Here is a 26,633-nt window from a genome sequence, read left to right as displayed (position 1 = left end):
ATCCCGAAAAGTGGTATCGCTTTCGGAAGACCCAGGATTGATGCGGTCCGGCGATCCTTTTTTCCCAAATGCGCCTTAATGTCACGACATTGCGCGTTGCACATTGCCGCCGTTCTGGCTAGAGAATGTGCAGCAACCGAAGGTGCTTGGTTTTTGTGCATGCCTGATGTGACCAAATTGGCTTCGCCGCTGGATGTGGGTGGCGTGAGAATCCGCAATCGCGTATTTCTCGCGCCCATGTCGGGCATCACCGACGAACCGTTCCGGCAACGCGCCCATGCGCATGGCGCCGGGCTGGTCGTATCGGAAATGGTGGCGAGCGGTGAGCTTGCAAAGGGCAGGGCTGGCTCGGGCCTGCGCATCCGTCATTCCGGGCTGCCTGTCCACATGGTCCAGCTTGCCGGCCGCGAGGCGATGCACATGGCCGAGGGCGCGCGAATCGCGGTCGGCGAAGGCGCCGACATCGTCGACATCAACATGGGCTGTCCGGCCAAAAAGGTGACGGGCGGCTATGCCGGTTCGGCACTGATGCGAGACCTCGACCACGCGCTGTCGCTGATCGAAGCGGTAGTCGGCGCGGTCGACGTGCCGGTCACGGTCAAAATGCGGCTCGGCTGGGACGAAGGCGCGCTCAACGCGCCGATGCTGGCGCGACGCGCCGAGCAGGCCGGGGTGATGATGGTGACGGTGCATGGCCGCACACGTTGCCAGTTCTATCAGGGCACGGCCGACTGGCGTGCCATCGCACGCGTCAAGCAGGCCGTCTCGATCCCTGTGGTTGCCAATGGCGATGTCGGCTCGCCGGCAGAGGCTGCGTCGATCCTTGACCAATCCGGCGCCGACGCGGTGATGATCGGCCGTGCGCACTATGGCGCGCCGTGGACCGCCGGCAGCATTGTAGCGGCCGCGCTGGCCGAGCCAGTATCCGGCATGCCGGAAAGCCCGCAAGCGCTGACCGATTACGTCATTGCCCATTACGAAGACATGCTGACGCTCTATGGCGTGGAAAGCGGATTGCGCCAGGCGCGCAAGCATCTCGGCTGGTATCTCGACCGCCACGCCGCCACAAGCGACGACCGGCGCAAGGCCATACTCACGTCTTTCGAGCCTGGGCGCGTCATTTCCTTGCTGCGCGACGTATTTTCAAGCGCTCCCGAAGCAGCGAACCTGCGGAGTGCGGCATGAACGCCACCGTCACACAGAGCACGGATATGGCGGACGCCGCGCATATTGTGCTCAACACCATTCGTCGGCCGGTGATCATGGTCGATCCGCAAGGCTTCATCACCTTCGCCAATGCCGATGCCGAGGATTTTTTCCGTTCGAGCGCCACGATGCTCGCCCGCAACACGCTGCACAAGCTCATTCCTTTCGGCAGCCCGCTGCTGACGCTTGTCGACCAGGTGCGCGAGCGCCGGGCGCCAGTCAACGAATACCGGGTGGACGTGTCGTCGCCGCGGCTCGGCATCGAGAAGGTGGTCGATCTCTACGTCGCGCCTGTGACGGAATTTCCAGGCTCCGTCGTGGTAATGTTCCAGGAACGCTCAATGGCCGACAAGATCGACCGGCAGATGACGCATCGCGGTGCGGCGCGCTCGGTCACCGGCCTTGCCGCGATGCTTGCCCATGAGATCAAGAACCCGCTGTCCGGCATTCGTGGTGCCGCGCAGCTGCTTGAACTGTCGGCGTCCGACGAGGATCGCGCACTGACCAGGCTGATCACCGACGAGACCGATCGCATTGTCTCGCTGGTCGACCGCATGGAGGTGTTTTCGGACGAGCGGCCGATCGACCGCTACCCCGTCAACATCCATGTCGTGCTCGACCATGTCAAGGCAATCGCCAAGAACGGTTTTGCCAAGCGGATCAAGATATTGGAGGATTATGATCCATCATTGCCTCCGGTTTTTGCCAATCGCGACCAGCTCATCCAGGTCTTCCTCAATCTGGTAAAAAATGCCGCCGAGGCGATCGGCAGCGATCCACAGGGCGAGATCATGCTGTCGACCGCCTTCCGCCCGGGCATTCGCGTTTCTGTGCCCGGAACGCAGGACCGCGTGTCGCTGCCATTGGAATTCTGCGTGCGTGACAACGGTTCGGGTGTCTCCGAGGATATCCTGCCGATCCTGTTCGATCCCTTCATCACCACCAAGCCGAACGGCTCCGGTCTCGGTCTGGCGCTGGTCGCAAAGATCGTCGGCGAGCATGGCGGCATCATTGAATGCGAATCGACGCCGCGCGGGACCACCTTCCGTATCCTGATGCCGGCATGGAAAGAAACCCAGTTTGGCACCGACGACGACGGTGAAGGAGACCGCAAATGACCGTTCGCGGCAATATTCTCGTCGCTGACGACGATGCGGCCATCCGCACAGTCCTCAACCAGGCGCTTTCGCGCGTCGGTCACGACGTGCGCGTCACCTCCAATGCCTCGACGCTGTGGCGCTGGGTGGCGGCGGGCGAGGGCGATCTGGTCATCACCGACGTTGTCATGCCTGACGAGAACGCCTTCGACATGCTGCCGCGCATCAAGAAGGCGCGACCGGAACTGCCGGTCATCGTCATGAGTGCGCAGAACACGTTCATGACAGCAATTCGTGCCTCCGAAACCGGGGCCTACGAGTATCTGCCGAAACCGTTCGACCTGACCGAGTTGCTCAACATCGTCAACCGCGCTCTTTCCGAGCCGCGGCGGCCGAAGATCGATACGCGGGCCGACGAGCCGCCGGAAACGATGCCGCTGGTCGGCCGCTCGGCGGCCATGCAGGATATCTACCGCATGCTGGCGCGCATGATGCAGACCGACCTGACGGTCATGATCAGCGGAGAGTCGGGTACCGGCAAGGAACTGGTGGCGCGCGCGCTGCATGAATACGGCCGCCGCCGAGGCGGTCCCTTCGTCGCCATCAACATGGCGGCGATCCCGCGCGACCTGATCGAATCGGAACTATTCGGGCACGAGAAGGGCGCCTTTACCGGCGCGCAGAACCGCTCCACCGGCCGTTTCGAGCAGGCCGAAGGCGGCACGCTCTTCCTCGACGAGATCGGTGATATGCCGATGGAAGCGCAGACGCGGCTGCTGCGTGTGCTGCAGCAGGGCGAATACACCACGGTCGGCGGCCGCACGCCGATCAAGACCGACGTGCGCATCGTCGCTGCCACCAACAAGGACCTGCGCACGCTGATCAATCAGGGGCTTTTCCGCGAGGACCTGTTCTACCGTTTGAACGTTGTGCCGCTCAGGCTGCCGGCGCTGCGCGAGCGCTCGGAGGACATTCCGGACCTCGTCCGCCACTTCTTCAAGCTCGGCGTCAGTGAAGGCTTGCAGACCAAGCGCATTTCCACCGGCGGCATCGAGCTGATGAAGCGCTACCCATGGCCGGGTAATGTGCGCGAACTCGAAAATCTCATCCGCAGGCTGGCCGCACTGTATTCGCAGGACGAGATCTCCGCGGAGATCATCGAGGCGGAGTTGAAGACCGGCGAAAGGCCTGTCGTTCCAGGTGGCGGCAACCTCATTCCCGACGACCTTTCCATCGGCCAGGCGGTGGAGCATTTCCTGCAACGCTATTTTGCCTCGTTTGCCGGCGACTTGCCCCCGGCCGGGCTCTATCAGCGAATCCTCTCCGAGGTCGAATATCCGCTGGTCCTCGCCTCGATGACCGCAACGCGCGGTAACCAGATCAAGGCTGCGGAATTGCTGGGCCTCAACCGAAACACGCTGCGCAAGAAGATTCGCGAACTCGGCGTCAACGTCTACAAGTCGTCCAGGCAGGTCTAGACGAATCCCTTTAAGAGCGCTTTCCAGGGGATCGATTGCCGAAAGATTTCCGTCTCGGCCACACTTGTTGCATAATCGCCACAATGCGTTGCATACATCCGACGCAATCACTGGCTCTAGACGGCGACATGGCCCTGCACGCACCGACACTGAGCAAATCGCTTTTCAGCAATACCGGCGCGCGAGACGGTCGCCGGCTGCTTGCGCTGCCGGGCGTGATCGCCGTTGCCGGTGCGCTGGTGACGGCGGCGATCTCATTCGCCATTCTGGTCGGCGCGACGCCGATCACGCCCGACGCGAGGACGACGCTGGCGCTGATTGCGCTTAATGCGGCGTTCGTCCTGTTTCTGATCTTGCTGGTCGGCCGCGAGGTGCATCGCATCCTGATGGCACGACGGCACGGCAAGGCTGCGTCGCGCCTGCATGTGCGCATAGTGGCGATGTTTGCGCTAGTCGCCGCCATCCCCGCGATCATGGTGGCGATCATCGCGTCGATCACGCTCGACATCGGCCTCGACCGCTGGTTCGAGATCCGCACCAAGACGATCGTCAATTCGTCATTGTCGATCGCCGACGCCTATGTGCAGGAAAACGCCCGAAATCTTCAGGGCACGACGTTGTCGATGGCTTACGACCTCGACGCTTCGCGCACGCTCTACGGTCTCGATCGCACCGGGTTCCTCGATCTCATGAACAAGGAGGCGGTGGGACGCTCGCTGGCGCACGCAGCACTCATCAAGCCCGATGGTTCCTTCGTTATGAGCGCCAAGACCGACGCGGACTTTGCCATGCCGGAGCCGCCTGAGGGCGCCGTGGCAAGCGCTGCCGACGGCAAGCCGGTGCTGATAGAGCCGCGCACCCGCAACATCATGGGTGCGATCGTCAAGCTGCGCGAGATCGACGGGCTCTATCTCTACACCATCCGCCTCGTCGATCCCGAGGTGATCAAGGCACGGCAGATCGTCAAATCCAACACCGCCGAATATCGCGGTCTCGAAGACAATCGCCGCACCTCGCAAGTGGCTTTCGCGCTTCCCTATCTGTCGCTGACGCTGATCATCATCCTGTCCGCCATCTGGACCGGCATTGCGGTGGCCGACCGCCTGGTGCGGCCGATTCGTCAGCTCATCGGCGCGGCCGACGAGGTCGCCACCGGCAATCTCGACGTAGCCGTGCCTGTCCGCCCCTCCGACGGTGACGTCGCCTCGCTCGGCGACACCTTCAACAAGATGCTGATGGAACTGAAATCGCAGCGCAACGAGATCCTGTCGGCCAAGGATTTGATCGACGAGCGGCGGCGCTTTTCGGAGGCGGTGCTTGCCGGCGTCACCGCCGGGGTCATCGGCGTCGATCCATATGGCATCGTCACCATCGTCAACCGTTCGGCCGAAACGATGCTGGCCATATCCGCCACGGCAGCGCTTGGGCAGAACCTTTCCGCCGTGCTGCCGCATGTCGGCCGCGTCTTCGAGATCGGCCGCAAATCGGGCAAGCCGGTCTATCGCGAACAAGTCACCTTCTATCGTGCCGGCACCGAACGGACCTTCAACGTGCAGATCACGATTGAAGCCGGCGACGACGGTTCGGAGGATAAATCCTACGTCGTGACAGTCGACGACATTACCGATTTGGTCCAGGCACAGCGTTCCTCCGCATGGGCCGACGTGGCGCGGCGCATCGCCCACGAGATCAAGAACCCGCTGACGCCGATCCAGCTTTCGGCCGAGCGCATCAAGCGCCGTTACGGCAAGGTCATCACCGAGGACCGTGAGGTTTTCGATCAATGCACCGACACCATCATCCGGCAAGTGGAGGACATCGGCCGCATGGTCGACGAGTTCTCGGCGTTCGCCCGCATGCCGAAACCGGAAATGAAGGCCATCGATCTGCGCGATTCGTTGCGCGAGGCCTCGTTCCTGGTCGAAGTGAGCCGGGCCGACATCACCTTCGAGCGCGTCTTCGGCAATGAGCCGCTCAAAGGCACGTTCGACAGCCGGCTGATGGCGCAGGCTTTCGGCAACGTCATCAAGAATGCTGCCGAGGCCATCGACGGACTTGATGCAGAGGATCGTCCGCACGGCATAATCCGGATTCAAGCCGGGCGTCAGAATGGCGCGATTCGAATCGACGTCATCGACAACGGCAGGGGCTTGCCGCGCGAAAACCGGCAGCGCTTGCTCGAGCCTTACATGACGACACGCGAGAAAGGCACCGGGCTTGGCCTCGCTATCGTCAAGAAGATCGTGGAGGACCATGGCGGGCGACTCGAATTGCACGATGCACCAGCGGACTTCCACGATGGGCGGGGTGCAATGATCAGCATCATCCTGCCGGTTGCCGCCACCGTTCCGGTACGCGGCGAGGGCAAGACGGAACACGAAAAAGAAACTGAAAAGGTCGGTAATGGCGTCTGATATTCTCATCGTCGATGACGAGGAAGACATCCGCGAACTCGTCGCCGGTATCCTGAGCGACGAAGGTCACGAAACACGCACGGCGTTTGATGCCGACAGCGCGCTGGCGGCGGTCGCCGACCGGGCACCCAGGCTGATCTTCCTCGACATCTGGCTGCAGGGCTCGCGGCTCGATGGCCTGGCCTTGCTGGACGAGATCAAGACGATGCACCCGAACCTGCCGGTGGTAATGATCTCGGGCCACGGCAACATCGAAACGGCAGTCTCGGCCATCCGCCGCGGCGCCTATGATTTCATCGAAAAGCCATTCAAGGCCGACAGGCTGATCCTCATTGCCGAACGGGCGCTCGAAACCTCCAAATTGAGACGCGAGGTTTCGGATCTCAAGCTGCGCAGCGGCGAGACTTTCGACCTCATCGGCATGTCGTCGGCAATGAGCCAATTGCGCCAGACCATCGAGCGCGTCGCGCCGACCAACAGCCGCGTCATGATTATCGGCCCCTCCGGCTCGGGCAAGGAACTGGCGGCGCGCGCCATCCACGCACTGTCGGCGCGCAAGAGTGCACCGTTTGTGACGCTGAGCGCCGCCAACATCACGCCTGAGCGTATGGAGATCGAGTTGTTCGGCACCGAATCGAACGGCGTCGAACGCAAGGTCGGCGCGCTGGAGGAAGCCCATCGCGGCATTCTCTACATCGATGAAGTGGCCGACATGCCGCGTGAGACGCAAAACAAGATCCTGCGCGTGCTGGTCGAACAGCAGTTCGAGCGGGTAGGGGGCACCAAGCGGGTCAAGGTCGACGTGCGCATCGTCTCGTCGACCTCGCAGAACCTGGAAGCCATGATCGCCGACGGCCGTTTCCGTGAGGACCTTTATCATCGCCTGGCCGTGGTTCCGGTCATGGTGCCGGGACTGGCCGAGCGTCGCGAGGACATTCCTTATCTGGTCGACAATTTCATGAAGCAGATCGCTCGCCAGGCCGGCATCAAGCCGCGCCGCATCGGCGACGACGCGCTGGCGGTGCTGCAGGCGCATAACTGGCCGGGCAACGTTCGCCAGTTGCGCAACAATGTCGAGCGGCTGATGATCCTGGCGCGCGGCGACGATGTCGATGCGCCGATCACCGCCGATCTCCTGCCTGCCGAGATCGGCGACGTCATGCCGCGCACTCCAAACAAATCCGATCAGCACATAATGGCGCTGCCGCTGCGGGAAGCGCGCGAACAATTCGAGAAGGACTATCTGATCGCCCAGATCAACCGTTTTGGCGGCAATATCTCGAAGACGGCAGAGTTTATCGGCATGGAACGCTCTGCATTGCACCGCAAGCTGAAGTCGCTGGGCGTCTGACAGCCAAACCAGTCGTGGCCCACGCAATTATCGGTTACGGCGGTCTTGGAATCGCATAAGAAAGCTGGACTTCTTTCAGGGGTTAGCCATGCCGCGCATTGCGTATGTGAACGGGCGCTACGTCGCTCACGCCGAAGCTTCCGTGCATATCGAGGACCGTGGCTATCAATTCGCCGACGGCGTCTACGAGGTCTGCGAGGTGGCACGAGGCTTCATCGTCGACATGCCCCGCCATCTCGCCCGATTGAACCGCTCACTTGCCGAACTCTCGATCGATTGGCCGATCACGCGCGGCGTGCTGCCGCTCGTCATGCGCGAGGTGGTGCGCCGCAACCATGTCGTCGACGGCCTGGTCTATGTCCAGGTGACACGCGGCGTCGCCAGCCGCGAGTTTTTCTTCCCGCCGGCGGAGACGAAGCCGTCGCTGGTGGTGACCGCCAGAAAAGCCGATCCTGCAGCTGCCGCGAAGCGGGCCGAGAGCGGGATCCGGGTTATCACAGTGCCGGAGAACCGGTGGGATCGGGTCGATATCAAGTCGGTCGGCCTGTTGCCGAACGTGCTGGCCAAGCAGAAAGCCAAGGAAGCCGGCGCTCAGGAGGCCTGGTTCGTCGATGTCGACGGCACCGTCAAGGAAGGTGGATCGTCGAACGCCTGGATCATCACCGGGGACGGCGTGCTGGTGACGCGGCCGGCCGAGCACGGCATCCTGCGCGGCATCACCCGTACGACGCTGTTCGACGTGGCCGCCAAGCTCGGCCTGACGATCGAGGAGCGCGGTTTTTCGGTGGCCGAAGCCAAGGCCGCGCGCGAGGTTTTCATCAGCTCCGCGACCACGATTGCCATGCCGGTGGTGGCGATCGATGGCGCTCCCGTCGCCAACGGCCACCCGGGCTCGATAACAGTTTCATTACGGCAGGCCTTTTTTGACGTTGCGGAAAAAAGTCCAGCCTGATAACCGCACAGATGGAATGAACATCAATATATCTCGTTCTGCTTGTCGTTACTGACGGCAAGATGGTGTTTGCGTGCTTGACATGTGCCGGCTAATTTGGCGCATTGGCCTGCAAACCGAAGGGGATCGGCGAAAGACAAGAACAATGGCGGAACGATCGCAAAATCTTCAGGACCTGTTCCTGAATTCAGTTCGCAAGAGCAAAAATCCACTCACCATCTTTCTCATCAACGGCGTGAAGCTGACCGGCGTGGTCACTTCGTTCGACAATTTCTGCGTTCTGCTGCGTCGCGACGGCCATTCCCAGCTTGTCTACAAGCACGCTATTTCCACGATCATGCCGAGCCAGCCGGTTCAGATGTTCGATGGTGAGGAAAGCCAGGGCGCCTGATTGGCACGTGAGAAAGACGCGGACCGCCGCGTTCGCGGAAAACCAGCACATCAGACCGGGACAGAGGCCAACGGCCCGACCCGGGCGGTGGTAATCGTGCCGGTGCTTACCCGGCAGCCGCGTGGCGACGACGACACCAACCGCCCCCGCCTGACCCGTTCCGCCGAGGCTCGTCGCGACGAGGCCGTCGGCCTCGCCAGCGCCATCGACCTCGACCTGGTCCACACGGCGGTGGTGACCGTCAACGATCCACGCCCGGCGACCTTGCTCGGCAGCGGCAAGGTGGCGGAGTTCGCTGAGATCGTCAAAGAGGGCCACGCGGAAGTGGTCATTGTCGATCATCCGCTGACCCCGGTACAGCAGCGCAACCTCGAAAAAGAGTTGAACGCCAAGGTGCTCGACCGCACCGGGCTGATCCTGGAGATTTTCGGCGAGCGCGCCCGCACCAAGGAAGGCACGCTGCAGGTCGATCTTGCCCATCTCAACTACCAGAAAGGCCGCCTTGTGCGGAGCTGGACCCACCTCGAGCGCCAGCGTGGCGGCGCCGGCTTTCTCGGCGGCCCTGGCGAGACCCAGATCGAGTCGGATCGGCGTGTGCTGCAGGACAAGATCACCAAGCTGAAGCACGAGCTCGAAACTGTGCGCCGCACCCGCGACCTGCACCGCGCCAAGCGCAAGAAGGTGCCATTTCCGGTAGTGGCGATCGTCGGCTACACCAATGCCGGCAAGTCGACTCTGTTCAACCGGCTGACCGGAGCAGGGGTGCTGGCCGAAGACATGCTGTTTGCCACGCTCGACCCGACGCTGCGCCGCGTGCGTCTGCCGCACGGCACGCCGATCATCCTTTCCGATACGGTCGGCTTCATTTCCGACCTGCCAACGCATCTGGTCGCGGCCTTCAGGGCGACGCTGGAGGAAGTGGTCGAGGCAGACCTCGTCATTCATCTGCGCGACATCTCCGATCCCGATACGGCCGCGCAGGCCGAAGATGTCGAGCGCATCCTTGCCGATCTCGGCGTCGATGCCCGCGATAGCAAGCGCGTCATCGAAGTATGGAACAAGATCGACCGGCTCGACGAGGGCAACCGGGCGCGGCTGCTTGCCGATGGTGCTGACGGCAAGAAGGCACCGCCGATCGCCATATCGGCGGTAACCGGCGAGGGCATCGATGCGCTGAAGGCGATCATCGAGACGATGATGTCGGGCGAACTGGAGACCTTCACCGTCACACTCAAGCCCGACCAACTCGGCGTCGTCGACTGGCTTTACCGCAACGGCGACATCATCTCGCGCGACGACAATGAGGATGGCAGCGTAACCGTCGCGCTTAAAGCTACACACAGCGCTCGGCAGGAGATCGAAAGCCGATTGCGCCGTCAAAACAACGGGTAGAGGCGGTTACTTCGCGCTTTTTGCCTGCTGCCAGAGCGCTTCCATCTCGTCCAGTGTCGCCTCTTCCAGGCTGTTTCCCGACGCTTGCAGCGTCCGCTCGACATAGTGGAAGCGCGACCGGAATTTTTCGTTGGTGCCGCTGAGTGCCGCTTCGGAATCAATTTTGAGGTGCCGGCCGAGATTGACGACCGCAAACAGCATGTCGCCGAACTCGTCCTTGATCGGCGCAGTGTCGCCTTTGGCCAGCGCCTCGCGTAGTTCGCCGATCTCCTCCTCGATCTTGTCGAGGATCGGCGCCGCCTCGCTCCAGTCGAAGCCGACGCGGGCGGCCTTTTCCTGCAGCTTGAGCGCCCGGGTCAGCGCGGGCAGGGCGACCGGCACGCTGTCGAGAAAGCCCTTGCCATGGTCTTCCGGGTCGAGCCCACGGGCGAGGCGCGCACTGCGCTTCTCCGCCTTTTCCTCTGCCTTGATCTTTTCCCACATGCCCTTGGCCATGCCGGCGCTGCGCGCCTTGTCGTCGCCGAAGACATGGGGGTGGCGGCGGATCATTTTTGTGGTGATGGCCAGGACCACATCGCCGAATGAAAATTCGCCGGCCTCCTCGGCCATTTGCGCGTGGTAGACCACTTGCAGCAGGAGATCGCCGAGTTCATCCCGCAGATCGTCCAGATCGCCACGCGCAATGGCGTCCGCCACTTCGTAGGCTTCCTCGATCGTGTACGGCGCGATTGTCGAAAAGTCCTGCTCGATATCCCACGGGCAGCCGGTTTCCGGCGCCCGCAGCGCTGCCATGATCTCGATCAGTCGGGAAATGTCTTTCGAGGGTTTCATCTGGGAAACGCTATCCTGTACACGGCTGTGCGGCCAACGGCTTCAGCCGGTGAGGGCGCCTTGTCCACAGACGGGCCGCCAGACCATGATACGAAAGTGGAAGCCGGTTTCCGGAAGATCCTAGTTAGCAAAAGCATCAGTCGAGCACGGAGACTATCGCCTTGGCGAGCGCATCCATGCCGTCCTCGGGCAGGCCGGCAACGTTGATGCGGCTGTCGCCGACCATATAGATGGCATGCTCGGCGCGCAGCCGCTCGACTTGCGCCTCCGACAGGCCAAGCCGGGAAAACATGCCGCGATGGCTGGCGACGAAATCGAAACGGTCGGAGTTGGACTGCCGCCGCAGCGCCTCGGCGAACTGGACGCGCAGCCGCAGCATGCGCAGCCGCATCTCTTCAAGCTCTGCCTCCCAGTCGGAACGCAATGCGGGGTCTTCAAGCACGATGCGCACCGCCGCCGCGCCGTGGTCCGGCGGCATCGAATACATGGCGCGCGCCGCCGACAGCATCTGGCCCATCGCCAAATCCGCCTGCGCGCCACCTTTCGCCATGATCAGCGCTGCACCGACTCGGTCGCGATAGACGGCAAAGTTCTTCGAGCAGCTGGAGGCAACGACCATTTCCGGAACTTTTGCCGCCAGAAGGCGCAAGCCGGCGGCATCCGCATCAAGTCCCTCGCCAAAGCCCTGATAGGCGATGTCGACAAAGGGCAGCAGGCCGCGCTCAACGACAAGATCGGCAATGGCAGCCCATTGCGAGATGTCTAGATTGGCGCCTGTCGGGTTATGGCAGCAGCCATGCAACAATACGACGTCGCCAGGATTCGCGGTTCTCAATGCATTCAGCATGTCGTCGAAGCGAACCGCACCAGAAGCAGCGTCGAAATAGGGATATTCGCGTATCTGCAGGCCAGCGGCGCGCATCACCGGCATGTGGTTCGGCCATGTCGGATCCGACAGCCAGACCATCGCGTCGGTGCGGGTCCTTTTCAGCAGCTCTGCTACCAGCCGCAGCGCGCCGGAGCCGCCTGGCGCCTGCGCCGCACGAATGCGCGTCATGTCGGCGGCTGGGCCGAACACCAACCTGGCCATCGCCGCGTTGAAGGCGGTATCGCCGGCAAGGCCGAGATAGGTCTTGGTATCCTGGCCCTGCAGCAGCCGCTTTTCGGCTTCGCGCACCGCGCGCATCACCGGCGTCTTGCCGTCGCGATCCTTATAGACGCCGACCCCAAGATCGACCTTGTCGGGACGCGGGTCGGCGCGATAGAGGCCGATCAAGGCCAGGATCTTGTCGGCAGGCGCGGGCTGGAGATTTTCGAACATCGATAAGGTTCCGTTGGCGGCGGAGTGATACGCAAACCGGCCGTGCTTTGCCAGCAGTTTCATATGCGCCAACTCGGCGCCGGTTTGCCTCGAAGGCGGCCGATACTATCTGGCGGGCGAGAGCGGGCCCGATATCTCCCAGGACGAGAACGCGGCGAGCCGTAAGAAAATTTCGGGGAGAGCGGGATTAACATCCCGACCTGCTCCGTAAACAGGACATGAAACGGCCGATGCCACGCTTCGATATTCTGGGACAGCTCGGTTCGCTGCGCCGCTATGCACGCTCGCTGACGCGCGACAGCGCCGATGCAGAGGATCTGGTGCATGATGCGCTGGTGCGTGCCTATGAGCGACGCGGCAGCTTCCGCTCCGGCGGAAATCTTCGCGTATGGCTGCTGTCGATCGTCCATAATGCATTCATCGACGGTCGGCGGTCCCGCAAATCCGAAGCAATGCGCATCGAACAGGCCGGCTATCTCGCCGAGGCGAATGTCCCGGCGCCGCAGGAACATTCGGTCCGTCTGGCGCAGGTGCGCGAAGCGTTTTTCGAATTGCCGGAGGAGCAGCGTTCGGCGTTGCATCTCGTCGCCATCGAGGGGCTTAGCTACAGCCAGGCCGCTGAGGTGAGTGGCGTGCCGCTTGGCACGCTGATGTCGCGCATCGGCAGGGCGCGTGCGGCCCTGCGCGAGATGGAGGACGCGGTGCCGGCACGCGCGAAAGGCCATCTGAAGATCGTCGGAGGTGGATCATGAACCAACTGCGCGATCCCGTGACCGACGCCGATCTCGACGCCTATGTCGACGATCAGCTGGACGTGGCTCGTCGCATCGAGGTCGAGGCGTTCCTTTCGGCCCGCCCGGACGCGGCCGCGCGGGTGATGTCCGACTTACGGATGCGTGACGAATTGCGCGTGGCGCTTGCCGGATCGAAAGGCATGGCGCGGCCCGCGACGGCCGATGCTGCACGGCGGCTGGAGCGGGGATTGGCGCGCGGCCGCGTCCTTGGTGCTTTGCAGCGAGCTGCGGCAGTCGCTGTCTTCGTCGCTGCCGGCTGGCTTGCGAACGGGCTCATCGGACCGATATCGGTGACGGAAGTCGTCGCTTCGACCCATCCGCCGGCCTATGTGGAGGACGCGGTCCGGGCGCACCGCACGACGCTCGTGCGCGAGGCGATGTCGTCGCAACCCGAAGCACCCGGCTACAATGCCGACGAAATCCGCGCCGCGACGGCGATCGTGATGCCATCGCTGCCACCGGACTGGACGGTCCGTGACGTGCAGATCTATCCATCGCAATTCGGACCGAGCGTCGAGATGGCTGTCGAGACGAAAGAGATGGGGCTGGTCTCGTTGTTCGCGATCAGGCCCGGAACATTCGACGTCGTCAAGCCGACCGTCGTTCCCTCGGGCGAAGTTTGCTCGGCTTATTTCCAGATCGGCGAGGTCGCCTACGCGGTCGTCGGACGCAGCGATGTCGGCGGTCTCGATCGCACGGCCGAAGCCCTCGCCAAAACGCTTTACTGATCGACCTGCAAGAAGGAGAACCACATGAACAATCTCGGATATATCGGGGCCGGAGCCCGAGCCGGAGCCGTCTACGATGAAGGCCTGCGCCGGCACATGCTGCGCGTCTATAACTATATGGGCCTTGGCCTCGTCGTTACGGGCGTGATCGCGTTCGTGGTGGCTTCCACGCCCGCTCTTTACGTGCCGATCTTCTCCACACCGCTGAAATGGGTGGTGATGCTGGCCCCGCTGGCCTTTGTGCTCTTGTTCTCGTTTCGGATGCAGGCGATGTCGGCAGCCGGCGCCCAGGCGATGTTCTGGGCATTCTGCGCGGTCATGGGCCTGTCGCTGGCTTCCGTGTTCCTGGTCTTTACCGGCACCAGCATCGCACGCACCTTCTTCATCGCCGCCACCATGTTCGGCGCGACCAGCCTTTACGGGTACACGACCAAACGCGACCTGACGCAGTTTTCGTCGTTCCTGATCATGGGCCTGATAGGCGTGGTGATCGCCAGCATCGTCAATATCTTCCTGGGCTCGACCGCGCTCCAATTCGCGATCTCTGTGATCGGCATCGCCGTCTTCATCGGCCTCACCGCCTGGGATACCCAGACGATCAAAGAGCAGTATGCGGAAAACTTCGGCGCGGAATCACAGCAGAAACTCGCTGTCTTCGGTGCATTCTCGCTCTATCTGAACTTCATCAACATCTTCCAACTGCTGTTGAACTTCACCGGCGAGCGCGAATAGCCGGCGTTGAACCAAGACCGGAGTTGGACATCATGGACAGAAACGATCAGCAAGCGATCGGACAGCTCTTCGAGAAGTTGGCAAGCGCCGAGCGCCAGGCGCCCCGGCGCGATGCCGAAGCAGAGCGCTTCATCCAGGACCAGATCACCCAGCAGCCTGGGGCGCCATATTACATGGCCCAGACGATCGTGGTGCAGGAGCAGGCCCTGAACGCAGCTCAGGCGCGCATAGAAGAACTGGAGGAGCAGGCGCGGCAGCCGGCCGGCGGTGGACCGCTCAGCGGCTTCTTCGGCCGCAGCGGCGGCAGGCGCTCAGGCTCGGTGCCGCGGGTAGGGCGCACCGCCTCCGTTGCAACTGAAGGGCCGCAGGACACGCCACAGCGGGCAGGCGGCGGTTTTCTTGCCGGCGCCGCGCAGACCGCGATGGGCGTGGCGGGCGGCGTGCTGCTCGGCAACGCGATCGCCGGCGTGTTTGGCGGCAGCGAAGCGAAGGCAGCTGAACAGCCGACGCCGCAGCCGGACGAAGCCGATCAGGCAGGCGATGCCAGCTCCGACAATGGCGGTGACTTCGGTGATATGGAGTTCTGACGAGACGACCCAGACTGTGCCTGTACCGGCGCTGGGGACGATTGCGGGTAAGCATAGGCGAGATGGCGAGGGCAACATCCGGGAAGCGAGTCCTCGCCGGCGGCTAATAACCCAGGCGCTTCAGTTCAGCCTTGACCGCTGCGATCGTCTTGAAGCGGAAGTGCTTCGTTGTGCCGTCGCGCCAATGGCAGTCGCATGTGGCGTCGAACTTCCGGCTCGCTTTCAATTGAGTCAGCGCCTTCTGGCCTGGCTTGGGGCCATCGAAGATGCGAACTTCGTAGAGCGTCCCTTCGACATCGTAGTGCATCTGAGCCCAGGAAAGTATCACGATCAGTTCCTTTGCCGGGTCGTGGTCGGCGTTGGCGAGGCCGAGCGCGATGTCCGGTGTGTCGCCCTCTTGTTCACCGAGCGTGACCTGGATTGCGCGATATCTGTTGTCAGCTAGCCGTTGCAGCGCAACGAGCGGGCGTTCCGGATAGTCCTCGGCGGTCTGGTAATCGACGAAGAGTGTCTGGAGGCCGTTCCAGCTCACGGCTGTGGTGTGCGGATCAGCATTATCGGCGAACCCAACAACACGTTTGGCGAAAGCCAGGTCGTTCTCGCCTGGCGTACGACTGACATCCTGAGCTCGCGCATCGGTGAGCGCGCAGGCGAGGGTGAGGGCAAGACCTGCAAGCAGCGGAAGCGTCTTCATGATTCGCAATCCTAGCATGCCCGTTGCCCCACAGCGCTGTTGCGAACGTCTACGAGTGACCGGCCTGATCTCGCCGCCATCGGATGCTATAGGCGTAGTCGCATAAGATAGATTATGGAACTGGCGTAGCCGATTGGATGTGGCGTGAAGATAGCACTCCGCGAGATCCAAACCCGGGAACCTAGCCGTGAAAACCTCGCCCTTCACGCTGATTCGTAAGGGATTTCGATCGTCATGCCGTCATAAGCAGGCTCGACGTTGGCCGGCGTCTCGGCCATTACCGTGGCGTAGTCGAGCGGAACATGCATATGCGTCAGCACCGCGTTCTTCGGCGCCAGTCCTTCGATCCAGCCAAGCGCCTGGCCAAGCGACAGATGGCTCGGATGGACGGTGTATTGCAGCGCGTCGATGACCAGCATGTCCAGCCCGCGCAAACGCTTGGCGGTCGCCTCCGGAAAGTCGCTGACGTCAGGGCAATAAGCCAGCCCGCCGATGCGGAAACCCAGCGAGGTGATGTCGCCATGGAGCTGCAGCAGCGGTTCGAGGGTGAGGGCGCCGCCCTCGCCTTCGATCACCACCGGCCTGTGGTGGTCGATGATATGGGCATTGACGATCGGCGGATACGAACTGCCTTTCGGTGTTTCGAAACAGTAGCGGAACGCCTCGCGTAGGCGCAGCATGGTGGCCTGATCGGCATGGATGTCGATCCGGTGGCGCTGCTCGAGCACGAAGCCGCGCAAATCGTCGATGCCGTGGATATGGTCGGCATGCGGATGTGTATAGACCACCGCATCGATGCGCTTGACGGATGCCAGCAGCATCTGCTCGCGGAAATCCGGGCCGGTGTCGATGACGACCGTGGTCCGGGCGCCACTCGCCGCGATCCGCTCGACAAGCGCTGCGGTGCGCGTGCGCCGGTTCCGGGGGTTCGCGGGATCGCAATTGCCCCAGTCGCCGGTGATGCGTGGCGTGCCCGGCGATGAGCCGCAGCCGAGGACGGTAAGACGTAACCGGTCGCTCATGCGTCAGGCGCCCGGCGCGCTCGGGCGCGGCATTTTCCTGAACAGCCGGAAGAAGTTATCCGTGGTGATGTCAGCGATCTCGGCATCGCTGACGCCGATCGTCTCGGCCAGCACCTTGGCTGTATGCGCGACATAGGCGGGCTCATTGCGCTTGCCGCGAAACGGGATCGGCGCCAGGTATGGCGCGTCGGTTTCGACCAGCAGACGGTCGCGCGGCACATCGGCGGCGACGGCGCGCAGCTCGGCGGAGTTCTTGAAGGTCAGGATTCCGGAAAACGAGACGTACCCGCCGAGCGCCACGCCGATCTCGGCCAGCCGGCGTCCCGACGAAAAACAGTGCAGGATGAAGGGGAAGGCGCCCTTCCCCGTTTCTTCTTCGAGGATATCAGCCATGTCGTCGTCGGCGTCGCGCGAATGGATGACCAGCGGCAGACCGGTCACGCGCGCCGCGGCGATGTGGGTGCGAAAGCCCTGCGCCTGTGCGTCGCGCGGCGCATGATCGTAGAAATAGTCGAGTCCGGCCTCGCCGATCGCCACCACTTTGCGATGAGCAGAGAGCCGCACCAGACCATCGACAGTGACATCAAGCTCTTCGGCCGCATTATGCGGATGGGTGCCGACCGAGCAATAGACCTCATCGAAAGTCTCTGCAATCTCAAGCACTTGGTTAAATCGCTTCACCCTCGTCGAGATCGTCACCATTCGGCCGATGCCGGCCGCTAGGGCGCGGGCGACAATGGCCGCCCGCTCTTCGGCGAAATCCGGAAAGTCGAGATGGCAGTGACTGTCGACCAGCATCAGGCGCTTGTATCCGTTTGCTCGACATAGCGTGGAAATACCGGTTCCGGCGCCGGCAGCGGCGTACCGGATACCAGCGAATGGCCTTCCGCGACATGCTCGAAATTACGGCTGCCGGCCGGCACCGCCAAAAGGTCTAGTAGCTTTGCCGCCGACTGCGGAATGAAGGGCTGGCACAGCAACCCGACACGCCGGATCACCTCAGCGGTCGTCCACAGTACCGTTTCCATGCGCGCCGGATCGGTCTTCTTCAGTGCCCATGGCTCCTGCCCGGCGAAATAGCGGTTGGCTTCGGCCACCACGCCAAAGATCGCCGCCAGAGCAAAGTGGATGCCCTGGTCGGCCATCGTCCTGCGCGCCGTGACAAGGGCGGTATCTGCCTGATCGAGGATCGCTTTGTCGGCATTGCTCAATTCGCCGCGCTTAGGCACCACGCCGCCGCAGTTCTTGGCGATCATGGACAGCGAGCGCTGCGCCAGATTGCCGAGATCGTTGGCGAGGTCGGCATTGGTGCGGTTGACGATTGCATCATGGCTGTAGCTGCCGTCCTGGCCGAACGGCACTTCGCGCATGAAGAAATAGCGCACTTGGTCGAGGCCGTAGTGCTCGATCATCGCGAACGGGTCGACGACATTGCCGACCGACTTCGACATCTTCTCGCCACGGTTGAACAGAAAACCATGCGCAAACACGCGCTTCGGCAATTCGATGCCGGCCGACATCAGGAATGCCGGCCAGTAGACCGCGTGGAAGCGGATGATATCCTTGCCGATGACGTGGACGTTCGCCGGCCAGAAAGACCATCTCTCATTGGTCGGATCCGGATAACCGGCGGCGGTGATGTAATTGGTTAGGGCATCGACCCAGACATACATCACATGCTTCTCATCGCCGGGCACCGGCACGCCCCATTTGAATGTGGTGCGCGAGATCGACAGATCCTTCAGGCCGGATTTGACAAAGCTAATGATTTCATTGCGCCGCTCCGCCGGTCCGACGAACTCGGGGCTGTTCTCATAGAGCGCGAGCAGTCTGTCCTGATAGGCGGAAAGGCGGAAGAAATAGCTCTCTTCCTCGGTCCATCCGACAGGCGAGCCGAGCGGTTCGCGGCGCACGCCGTCGTCACCGACCTTGGTTTCGGCCTCGTCGAAATAGGCTTCCTGCCGCACCGAATACCAGCCACTGTAGCGGTCGAGGTAGATGTCGCCATTCTCAGCCATGCGCGTCCAGATCGCCTGGCAGGCCTTGTAATGACGCTCTTCGGTGGTGCGGATGAAAACGTCGTTCGAGCAACCGGTCGCTTCGAGCATCGAGCGGAAGATCGCCGAGTTGCGATCGGCAAGCGCTTTCGGCGTCAGGCCTTCGGCGTCCGCCGTCTGCTGCATCTTCAAACCGTGCTCGTCGGTTCCCGAGACGAAGAAGACGTCCTTGCCATCGAGCCGCTGGAAGCGGGCCAGCGTGTCGCTGGCGATGACATTGTAGGCATGGCCGATATGCGGCTTGCCGTTCGGATAGAAAATCGGCGTCGTGACGTAGTATTTTTCGCGTGCCATGGATGAGCCGTCATGAATGTCTGAATGAAAGATGTCGCGGTGAGATATCGCATCGAAACGGCAATTGCCATCCGACGCCAATGTGGTGGCTTCGAAGTTCCTGCGATTGATTGGGAATCAATACTCAGGGGCTTCAAAAGCCACGCCAGCGGCCGTCACATTCGCATTGCAGAATTCAGGCGGTCGATCATGGTCAGGGCGTGCTGCTTTTTGTCGAGGTTGTAGGTCTCGGTTTCAGATATAGCGTTCAAAGCCGCGTGCCAAGTATCCGACAGCGTTTTGGCTCGCGCGAGATCGCCGGCGAGCGCGGCCTGGCTGGCGCCGGCCGACAGCAGATCAAGCGCACGGCGATTGAATATCTCGAACGGGATCGCCTGGTCGCGGCCGGCGACCGCCTCGGCAAGACGGTAGGCGCCCGCGACATCTAACTTCTTGGACATCACCAGAGCGTCGAGGGTGGCGGCGATTTCGAGCCCGCCATACTGCGTCAACAGGATCGCATTGCGCGCGCTGCCCCCTGACCGCTCCGCCAGCGCCGCGCGCGCCGCAGGATCCGCCGGTGGCGGCGGCTCGATGCCCTCCAGAACCGTCATCAAGCTCTCGGCATCGAGCGGCGCCAACCGCACCATCTGGCAGCGCGACCTGATCGTCGGCAGCAGACTGCCCGGCGCATGGACGATGAGGATGAATAAGGTGCGCGCGGGTGGCTCTTCAAGATTCTTCAGCAAGGCATTGGCAGCATTGGTGTTCATGTCGTCGGCGGGATCGACGATAACCACCCGGTAGCTGCCGTCGTGCGAGGTCAGCGACAGAAAACGGCTGACCTTGCGGATTTCGTCGACCGTGACCACTGTCTTGAAGCTCTTGGTCTTGTCGTTCGCCGGGCGTGTAAGATGCAGCACCGAAGGATGCGCGCCGGTGGCGATCTGTCGAAACAGCGACGAAGCCGGATCTGGAACGGCAAGGCTTTCCGGCGCCTGCTCGAAGGCCGGGTGCTTCAACAGATGATGCGCCAGGTGAAAGGCCAGCGTCGCCTTGCCGATGCCAACCGGTCCGGCAAAGATCAGTGCGTGCGGCAGCTTTCCCGAGCGGTAAGCGGTGGCGAGCATGTTGGCCGCCTGCAGGTGACCGACAAGACGCGGCGTCTCGGATGGCTCGGGCACCCCGTCCAGCGTGTCGTGCTGTTCGGGCGCGATGCGTTCGAAAATCATGCTGGCGCCGCCTGCCTTCTTTGCGCCGGCATCATCCTCTCGAGAGCCGCGAAGACCGCGGCGGTAACGACATCCTCCACCGCATCTAGGTCGGCTGAGGCATCGACGACAACGCAGCGTTCGGGTTCAGCTGAGGCGATCGCGAGAAACGCCTCGCGCCGGCGTTGGTGGATGGCCAATGTTTCTTTCTCGAAGCGGTCCGGTCCGTCACTGCTGCCCCGCCGGGCGGTAGCGCGCCTCAGGCCCTCGGCGGGGTCGATGTCGAAGATCAGTGTCATGTCCGGCACCATGCCGTTGATGGCGACCTTCTCCAATGCGTCCATGAATGCCGGGTCGAGGCCGCCGGTGACGCCCTGGTAGACGCGCGAGGAATCCATGAAACGATCGCAAAGTACGACCGAACCGCGCTCGACTGCCGGCCGGATGACCTGTTCGACATGGTCGGAACGCGCAGCGGCGAAAAGCAGAGCTTCCATCTTGGGGCCGAACGGCTCGGCTGCGCCTGAAAGCAGGACATGCCTGACCGCCTCCGCGCCCGGCGAGCCACCCGGCTCACGTGTCACCAGCACATCGTATTTCTTGGCGCGCATCTTCTTTGCCAGCCGCTCGATCTGCGTCGACTTGCCTGCTCCTTCGCCGCCTTCAAAAGTGATGAAAAATCCGCGCGCCAAAGCCTTTGTCCATACTTCGGGGACCGTATAGTCCCGGCGGGAAAAAAGGTCCACCGCGACGGTGCTAACGCAGCCAGCCGACGGCCAGTTCCTTGGCGGCGTCGAGCGCGCGCTGCGGCAGCGAACCGACACCGATCGACTCGGCGGCAAACAGCGGCGTCTCCTGGCTCAGCGTATCGCCGATCCAGACGCGCAGCGTACCCACCGGCTGCCCCTCCTCCACCGGCGCTGCCACCGGTCCGTCATAGACGATCCTGGCGGTGAGCTTGTCGCGGTTGGTGATCGGCAGGAAGATCTGCACCGGTCCTTTTGCCTTTAACGCGACACCGGACTTGGCACCGCCAAAGACCTGGGCTTCGCCAACCACTTCGTCCTTGGCGAATACTTCAGTCTTCTCGAAGGAGCGAACGCCCCAGTCGAGCAGCTTTCGCGCTTCCTCAGCCCGCTCACGGTCGTTTGCCAGACCGCTCATCGCCGCGATCACCCTTGTGCCGTTGTGGCTGACCGAGCCGACAATGCCGAACCCGGATTGCTCGCTGGCACCGACCGCGAGCCCGTCGGCGCCTATGTCCATGGCCAGTAGCGGATTGCGGTTCCTCTGGGAAATCTTGTTCCAGGTAAAATCCTTCTGGCCGTAATAGCGGTAGAGATCCGGGTAGTTGCGCCAGATATGCAGCGCCAGAAGCGCGAGTTCGCGAACGCTCGTTTGCTGCCCATCGGCCGGCAGACCGGTGGAATTGACGAAAGTCGATTTCTGCAAGCCGATCTGGCGGGCACGCCCGGTCATCTGCGCCGCGAAGTTTGCTTCGGACCCGGCCATCCCTTCAGCGATGACGATACAGCCGTCATTGGCCGCCTGCACGGTCACGCCCTGGATCAGGTCTTCCAGCCGGATCGTCGACTTGAGCTTGGCGAACATGGTCGATGTCCCCGAAGGAGCGCCGCCTTTGCGCCAGGCGTTCTCGCTCACCACGAAGGTGTCATCGAGCGTCATGCGCCCTGATTTGATGGCGTCGAAAGCCACTTCCATCGTCATCAGCTTGGCCAGCGAGGCCGGCGGGATCAACCTGTCGGCGTCCTTGGAAAACAGCACGGTTCCGGTTTCGGCATCGATCATGAAGGCCTGGGCGGCCTTGGTCTCGAAAAGCTGAGCTGAGGCCTGCGCAAGCGAGAGCAGCAGCAGGCCGAGCGCCACAAGCCCGGTGAAAGGGTGAAAAGATTTCATCAGGTTCGACCAGTGAGCCGGCGCTTTTGCAAGTTGGCAGAAGCTATCAGGCTTTTGCCTGGCGGATCAATCGCGCGCGAAAAAACCAGGCAGCCCCGAACTCAGTTGCGTACCGCAAGCGCATCCGGCGCACCATGCGACCACGCTGCCTGCAGCATCTCGTCCAGGCTGCCACGACCGTTGGCAAAGAGGTTGACCGAGTACCAGTCCTTGCCTTCAGGTTCCGAGCGCTGGATTTCGGTCTTGCCGAAGCTGGAAAGCTGGGCAGCCACACGCTCCGCTTCGGCGGCATTCTCGAATGAACCCGCCGCGACATAGGCGGTGGGCGACCCGGCTGGAGGGGCTTGCCGCTTCCACGATTGAAGAAGCTCGGCGGACGACATGCCGGTGCGATCCAGCCCGGCAAACGCGTTGGAGGCGCGCTGCACGCGCTCGTCGGCGTAAGACAGCGACGCCATGGTGAACGGCGATTGCGCCGGCAGGTTGATCTCCGGACGCTCCGGCACGATCGGGCCGAAATCGGGCAGTACAATGTCTCCCGAAGCAGATGCTTGCACCGCCATGACAGGCCGTGCATCGGATCCCTGCCCGGAATTCGTCAGCTGACCGGGGAACGGCACGGCAGCAGCGCTCACCGGCAGGCTTGGCGACGGCCCATTCATCGCGACCATGACGCCGCTGGGCAGACCGTCCGACGGATCCGGCGCCCTGTTGCCTGGACGATACGAAGCCACCAGATACTGCCCGTCATTGCCTTCGAGCGGCGCACGGCCGACATATTCGACCTTCACCTCGGCCGTACCGACATTGGCATAATCGAGCATTTCAGCAGCGCGCTTCGACACATCGATGATGCGTCCATCATGATAGGGCCCGCGGTCGTTGACGCGCACGATCACCGAGCTGCCGGTCTTCATGTTGGTGACCCGCGCATAGCTCGGCAGCGGCATGGTCGGATGCGCCGCCGTCAGATCTGCCATGTCGTAGACTTCGCCGTTGGCCGTCAACCGGCCGTGGAAGGCCTCACCGTACCAGGATGCGAGGCCAACCTTGGCGTAACGTTTGTCTTCCTTCGGATAATACCACTTGCCGCGCACCTGATAGGGCTTGCCGAGCTGGTCGCGTCCGCGAGACGTCTTGAACATGACGCGCGGGCTGGCTTTCACGCCGTATTCGGCTTCGGAAAAATATTCCTTGGAGCGAGGTTTCTTGTTGACCATCGCCCTTTGCTGCGGCCCGGCACATGCTGCAAGAAAGGCTGCCGACAAGGCAAACAGCGCGAAAGCGGAAGCGCGACGAAGACGCGGGCGCGCCGTGGTCTGCATATTTTGATTGTCCCCTATAGCATCGACGAAGGCACCGCAGCATGAACGTCAGCGATGCCAAAGCACCCACTCCAGAAACGCCGGCGACGCCCTACCCCAATCCTTTTTGTGCGCAGGAATTGTTTATCACCGTATTAACCGATTGTGGTCGGAACCGGGCGAGATTGTGGCACGGACCGCCTCGCTGATCGGCATGAAAATCATCGCTTATCGATCAGAAACGCCATTCGTGGCGCACTTTGCCCCTGGCTTGGCGTGGCTGCGAGCGCAGATTCAGGGACCGAATATCACAAGTTCGGTGAACGTCAGATCTCCAGGTGCGGGTGGTCTGGGACCTTTGAAGTATTTCAGCCCCTTGTTGGGGCGGTACCATCCCACCAAGCCTGGAATCGGCTCCTTGGCGTCGACAAAGCAAACCAGGATTCCGCTTCGCAAGAGAAAGCGCCCCATCGCGCCGGCGCAGCGGCTCAAATCCGCAAGCGAGCGGCAATAGATGACCTGATGGCATCGAATAACACCGTGCAACATTCGGCGCGGCATCAACACCATGGGGAACGCTGCTCCGTCGCAAATGCAGATCAACGACAGGCAGCCCAGCGCGGCGTGTTCCGAGAGTATGTATCTCTCACTCTCGGGCAGCATCGCCAATTCCGGAAGATCGGGACGCACTTCGACCACGCGACATGACCGCTGCGCCGAACTTAAAGCCGGCAAGAAGGTAAATTGTCCGCTGGAGAAGAGCCGAAAGCCTAGCGCCCGGTTGGCTTTCAATGTCGCTTGTGCAGGCGAAATGTTCGTGTAGGTCACGTCCTTCCGCTTGAGAACCGCCGCAACCAACATGGCGCCATAGGGACGGAAATCTGCATCGACTGACCAGCTTGAAAGATTGCAGCGAATTTCCTCGCTCTCCGACCCGTGATAGCGAGCATAAAGGGTGAGCACAACGCCGACGATCCGACCGGCATGCTCCAAAGCAAAGCCATATTGTGGGAACTCGGCAACCACAGGCCGCTGCGACAAGCGGGTCAGAGCGTGTATCCAGTAACTCCGGTTACGCGCCGGAAAGCCCCTGCACAGGCAATCAACCACTCCCTCCCAGTCGGTTTCGCGGACTGGTCTACAGCGAAGACCGGGCGGGAGAGCGCCAAGTACGGCCAAAATCAACTCCAGAATACGATTTACTTACATGTGCCTAACGCGCCCAACATATCAGCGCTCAACGATTAATAGTCCGTGCGGGTTTTAAAAACGATTTTCCACACTCAGCACAAACACAGCTCGCCATGACGCTGCTCAACGCCCTGGATCGCGCCGAAAGGTGCGGCCGCCACGGTTGACTTGGCGTTGAATGCGGCTTTACAGGAATGGAGCGCGAACCGGTCGGGGAACGTCCTGGTGCCAATCCGGTACCGACAGCTCGAACCCGCTCCTCTCGCGATATCCTAAGTGATTGAAAAATCACCTTGGAGGGATGGCCGAGCGGTTTAAGGCACCGGTCTTGAAAACCGGCGTGGGTGCAAGCCCACCGTGGGTTCGAATCCCACTCCCTCCGCCATATCCGTCCTGTCCAACCCGGAGACATGGGTAACAGATTGTACTTAAGACATGGGTGACAACCTCGTGCCGAACGGGTTGTCGATGGTCTGCAAGGTCCTCTGTTCCAAGTCGATATACCCGAGATCGTAATGCATGAAGCTGACGAGCCAAATGCCGTCGTCGATCTCCTTGATTCCCAGCCTCTGACCGGCGAGCACGGTCGAGACGTTGATCTTCTTCCTGTGCATGCAGATGCGGCCGCAAGCGGTAACCAGGATGTCGCGGTCGTGGAAGGGGTAATTCCAGTTCCGGCAGGCCGTCATAGGCTCTTGAGGACGGCGTGTAGAGCTCGGCCGGGGTGCGCATGGCGAGCGCCTCGTGTGGCCTTTCCTCATTGAATTCGCTGATGAAAGCGTCGAACCTCGCCTGCTGCTGGAGGATGTTCATGCCGGGCGGCCTGGTCGTCTCTTTCTTTAAGGTCAGATGCATGCGCTCGTGGCGGCCGTTCTGTTGCGGGTTGCCCGGCTGGATGCGCTCGATGACGATGCCGAGCCTGAGCCAGAACACCGACAGGCGCGAGAGATTGTAGAGGCCGTTAGGCGAAGCGAAAGGGAGCCCGTTGTCGGAGCGGATGGCGGCGGGCAGGCCGCGCTCCCTGAACAGCCGCACGAAGGCCTCGATGACCGGCGTCTCCTTTGTCGATTCAAGCGCTTCGCAGGCGAGCACATAGCGCGAGATCTGGTCGGTGACCGTCAGGGGGTAACAGTAGCTACCGTTGCCGAGCCTGAACTCCCCCTTGAAGTCGGTGCACCACAGATCGTTAGGGGCGGCGGCTTGCGACAATGGCGTGCCCACGGCCTTGCTCGCCCGGTTCCTCTTGCGGGCCTGGCTCACAAGGCCGTGACGGTCGAGCACGGCATGCACGGTGCTTTTGGCCGGGATACGCACATCACCGGCGAGCTTCCTGACCAGCAACTCCCTGATCTTGCGAGCGCCCCAATGCGGCTTCTCACGCTTGGTCTCGACGATCAGCCGCTCGATCTGCTCGGGCAACTGGTTGGCGTACCTCACCGGCCGCCGCGAGCGGTCGCAAAGCGCCTCCAGCCCTTCCTCCCTATAGCGGTTGAAGATCTTGTAGCCAGTCTTGCGCGAAATCCCGAAATCCCGGCACACATCGCTCATGCCTTCTCCCGCGAGAAGGCGGGCAACGAAACGTAGACGTTCCTCCATCACCGAACACTCTCTCCACGGCATCAACACCTCCGGCCAAAAGCCAAAAGTGTTACCCATGTGTCCGGTACAAACGTCACCTATGTCTCAGGCC

General features: G+C 62.1%; 23 protein-coding genes, 1 tRNA gene and 1 pseudogene. 13 read left to right on the top strand and 12 right to left on the bottom strand.

Translation table 11 applies throughout. The features are described 5' to 3' along the window. The first annotated feature begins 159 nt into the window (after nt 1-159). The 8 genes from dusB (at nt 160) to hflX (ending at nt 10,281) form a co-directional block, all read left to right on the top strand. Nucleotides 160-1,185, top strand: coding sequence for a tRNA dihydrouridine synthase DusB (dusB, locus tag NKH41_RS14820; RefSeq protein WP_352766631.1), 1,026 nt, complete (start codon nt 160-162; stop codon nt 1,183-1,185). Beyond that, a complete protein-coding gene (locus NKH41_RS14815) occupies nt 1,182-2,324 on the top strand; it encodes a two-component system sensor histidine kinase NtrB (protein WP_023675075.1) in 1,143 nt (380 codons plus the stop codon). Before dusB ends, NKH41_RS14815 begins: the two co-directional genes overlap by 4 nt. After that, entirely contained in the window at nt 2,321-3,781 is a 1,461-nt protein-coding gene (gene ntrC, locus NKH41_RS14810) for a nitrogen regulation protein NR(I) (protein WP_254817199.1), read from the top strand. The genes NKH41_RS14815 and ntrC overlap by 4 nt, the downstream gene beginning before the upstream one ends. Nucleotides 3,782-3,909: 128 nt before the next feature. Next, on the top strand, nt 3,910-6,195 hold the full coding sequence (locus NKH41_RS14805; RefSeq protein WP_352502927.1) for a sensor histidine kinase NtrY-like: 2,286 nt from the start codon (nt 3,910-3,912) through the stop codon (nt 6,193-6,195). Next, nucleotides 6,185-7,546, top strand: coding sequence for a nitrogen assimilation response regulator NtrX (gene ntrX / locus NKH41_RS14800; RefSeq protein WP_352471845.1), 1,362 nt, complete (start codon nt 6,185-6,187; stop codon nt 7,544-7,546). Before NKH41_RS14805 ends, ntrX begins: the two co-directional genes overlap by 11 nt. A gap of 88 nt (nt 7,547-7,634) precedes the next feature. Beyond that, nucleotides 7,635-8,498: a D-amino-acid transaminase gene (locus NKH41_RS14795; RefSeq protein ID WP_352766629.1), complete on the top strand. Its 864-nt coding sequence runs from the start codon at nt 7,635-7,637 to the stop codon at nt 8,496-8,498. A 145-nt stretch (nt 8,499-8,643) separates the two neighbouring features. Beyond that, nucleotides 8,644-8,889: an RNA chaperone Hfq gene (hfq, locus tag NKH41_RS14790; protein ID WP_006202172.1), complete on the top strand. Its 246-nt coding sequence runs from the start codon at nt 8,644-8,646 to the stop codon at nt 8,887-8,889. Continuing rightward, nucleotides 8,890-10,281 carry a GTPase HflX gene (hflX, locus tag NKH41_RS14785; RefSeq protein WP_352502925.1) on the top strand — a complete coding sequence of 464 codons (1,392 nt, stop codon included), beginning with the start codon at nt 8,890-8,892 and terminating at the stop codon, nt 10,279-10,281. It begins immediately after the preceding gene. Nucleotides 10,282-10,287: 6 nt separating this feature from the next. Here the strand turns inward: hflX and mazG are convergent, their stop codons facing one another. Continuing rightward, nucleotides 10,288-11,112 (bottom strand): nucleoside triphosphate pyrophosphohydrolase, encoded by an 825-nt coding sequence (gene mazG, locus NKH41_RS14780; protein WP_352471848.1) that lies wholly within the window; start codon nt 11,110-11,112, stop codon nt 10,288-10,290. Between the two features lie 136 nt (nt 11,113-11,248). After that, nucleotides 11,249-12,433, bottom strand: a complete 1,185-nt coding sequence (locus NKH41_RS14775; RefSeq protein WP_352682713.1) for an amino acid aminotransferase — start codon at nt 12,431-12,433, stop codon at nt 11,249-11,251. Between the two features lie 218 nt (nt 12,434-12,651). Here NKH41_RS14775 and NKH41_RS14770 point away from each other — a divergent pair, with 218 nt between their 5' ends. Genes NKH41_RS14770 through NKH41_RS14755 form a run of 4 tightly spaced genes read left to right on the top strand, consistent with a single transcriptional unit; the run spans nt 12,652 to nt 15,274 of the window. Then, nucleotides 12,652-13,185, top strand: coding sequence for a sigma-70 family RNA polymerase sigma factor (locus tag NKH41_RS14770; protein ID WP_502895600.1), 534 nt, complete (start codon nt 12,652-12,654; stop codon nt 13,183-13,185). Then, nucleotides 13,182-13,955 carry an anti-sigma factor family protein gene (locus tag NKH41_RS14765; RefSeq protein ID WP_352933005.1) on the top strand — a complete coding sequence of 258 codons (774 nt, stop codon included), beginning with the start codon at nt 13,182-13,184 and terminating at the stop codon, nt 13,953-13,955. The genes NKH41_RS14770 and NKH41_RS14765 overlap by 4 nt, the downstream gene beginning before the upstream one ends. 24 nt (nt 13,956-13,979) lie before the next feature. After that, nucleotides 13,980-14,687: a Bax inhibitor-1/YccA family protein gene (locus tag NKH41_RS14760; RefSeq protein ID WP_352448927.1), complete on the top strand. Its 708-nt coding sequence runs from the start codon at nt 13,980-13,982 to the stop codon at nt 14,685-14,687. Nucleotides 14,688-14,719: 32 nt separating this feature from the next. Next, nucleotides 14,720-15,274, top strand: a complete 555-nt coding sequence (locus tag NKH41_RS14755) for a DUF2076 domain-containing protein (RefSeq protein WP_352766624.1) — start codon at nt 14,720-14,722, stop codon at nt 15,272-15,274. Between the two features lie 103 nt (nt 15,275-15,377). Here the strand turns inward: NKH41_RS14755 and NKH41_RS14750 are convergent, their stop codons facing one another. The 9 genes from NKH41_RS14750 to NKH41_RS14710 form a co-directional block, all read right to left on the bottom strand. Then, nucleotides 15,378-15,968 carry a hypothetical protein gene (locus NKH41_RS14750; protein WP_352778284.1) on the bottom strand — a complete coding sequence of 197 codons (591 nt, stop codon included), beginning with the start codon at nt 15,966-15,968 and terminating at the stop codon, nt 15,378-15,380. A gap of 203 nt (nt 15,969-16,171) precedes the next feature. After that, nucleotides 16,172-16,990, bottom strand: a complete 819-nt coding sequence (locus NKH41_RS14745) for an MBL fold metallo-hydrolase (protein WP_352613605.1) — start codon at nt 16,988-16,990, stop codon at nt 16,172-16,174. A 3-nt stretch (nt 16,991-16,993) separates the two neighbouring features. Continuing rightward, on the bottom strand, nt 16,994-17,788 hold the full coding sequence (locus tag NKH41_RS14740; RefSeq protein ID WP_352766620.1) for a TatD family hydrolase: 795 nt from the start codon (nt 17,786-17,788) through the stop codon (nt 16,994-16,996). Continuing rightward, a complete protein-coding gene (gene metG, locus NKH41_RS14735; RefSeq protein WP_352766953.1) occupies nt 17,788-19,374 on the bottom strand; it encodes a methionine--tRNA ligase in 1,587 nt (528 codons plus the stop codon). Before metG ends, NKH41_RS14740 begins: the two co-directional genes overlap by 1 nt. A gap of 122 nt (nt 19,375-19,496) precedes the next feature. Further along, nucleotides 19,497-20,552, bottom strand: a complete 1,056-nt coding sequence (locus NKH41_RS14730; RefSeq protein ID WP_352766618.1) for a DNA polymerase III subunit delta' — start codon at nt 20,550-20,552, stop codon at nt 19,497-19,499. Then, nucleotides 20,549-21,223, bottom strand: coding sequence for a dTMP kinase (tmk, locus tag NKH41_RS14725; protein WP_352448921.1), 675 nt, complete (start codon nt 21,221-21,223; stop codon nt 20,549-20,551). Before tmk ends, NKH41_RS14730 begins: the two co-directional genes overlap by 4 nt. A 64-nt stretch (nt 21,224-21,287) precedes the next feature. Further along, complete coding sequence (locus NKH41_RS14720; protein WP_352471861.1) at nt 21,288-22,448, bottom strand: D-alanyl-D-alanine carboxypeptidase family protein; 1,161 nt, start codon at nt 22,446-22,448, stop codon at nt 21,288-21,290. Nucleotides 22,449-22,549: 101 nt separating this feature from the next. Continuing rightward, on the bottom strand, nt 22,550-23,773 hold the full coding sequence (locus NKH41_RS14715; protein WP_352766617.1) for a septal ring lytic transglycosylase RlpA family protein: 1,224 nt from the start codon (nt 23,771-23,773) through the stop codon (nt 22,550-22,552). A 273-nt stretch (nt 23,774-24,046) separates the two neighbouring features. After that, nucleotides 24,047-24,778, bottom strand: coding sequence for a hypothetical protein (locus NKH41_RS14710; protein WP_352766616.1), 732 nt, complete (start codon nt 24,776-24,778; stop codon nt 24,047-24,049). A gap of 460 nt (nt 24,779-25,238) precedes the next feature. Between NKH41_RS14710 and NKH41_RS14705 the strand changes: the two genes are divergently transcribed. Beyond that, nucleotides 25,239-25,328 (top strand) — tRNA-Ser (locus NKH41_RS14705). 43 nt (nt 25,329-25,371) lie between these two features. Here the strand turns inward: NKH41_RS14705 and NKH41_RS14700 are convergent. Beyond that, a pseudogene (locus NKH41_RS14700) lies at nt 25,372-26,563 on the bottom strand (helix-turn-helix domain-containing protein). Nucleotides 26,564-26,633: the final 70 nt, after the last annotated feature.

Source organism: Mesorhizobium sp. M1169, assembly GCF_040318345.1.
Taxonomy (GTDB): Bacteria; Pseudomonadota; Alphaproteobacteria; order Rhizobiales; family Rhizobiaceae; genus Mesorhizobium.
The sequence above is the reverse complement of the archived record's forward strand: the minus strand, read 5'-3'. Positions and strand labels throughout refer to the sequence as shown.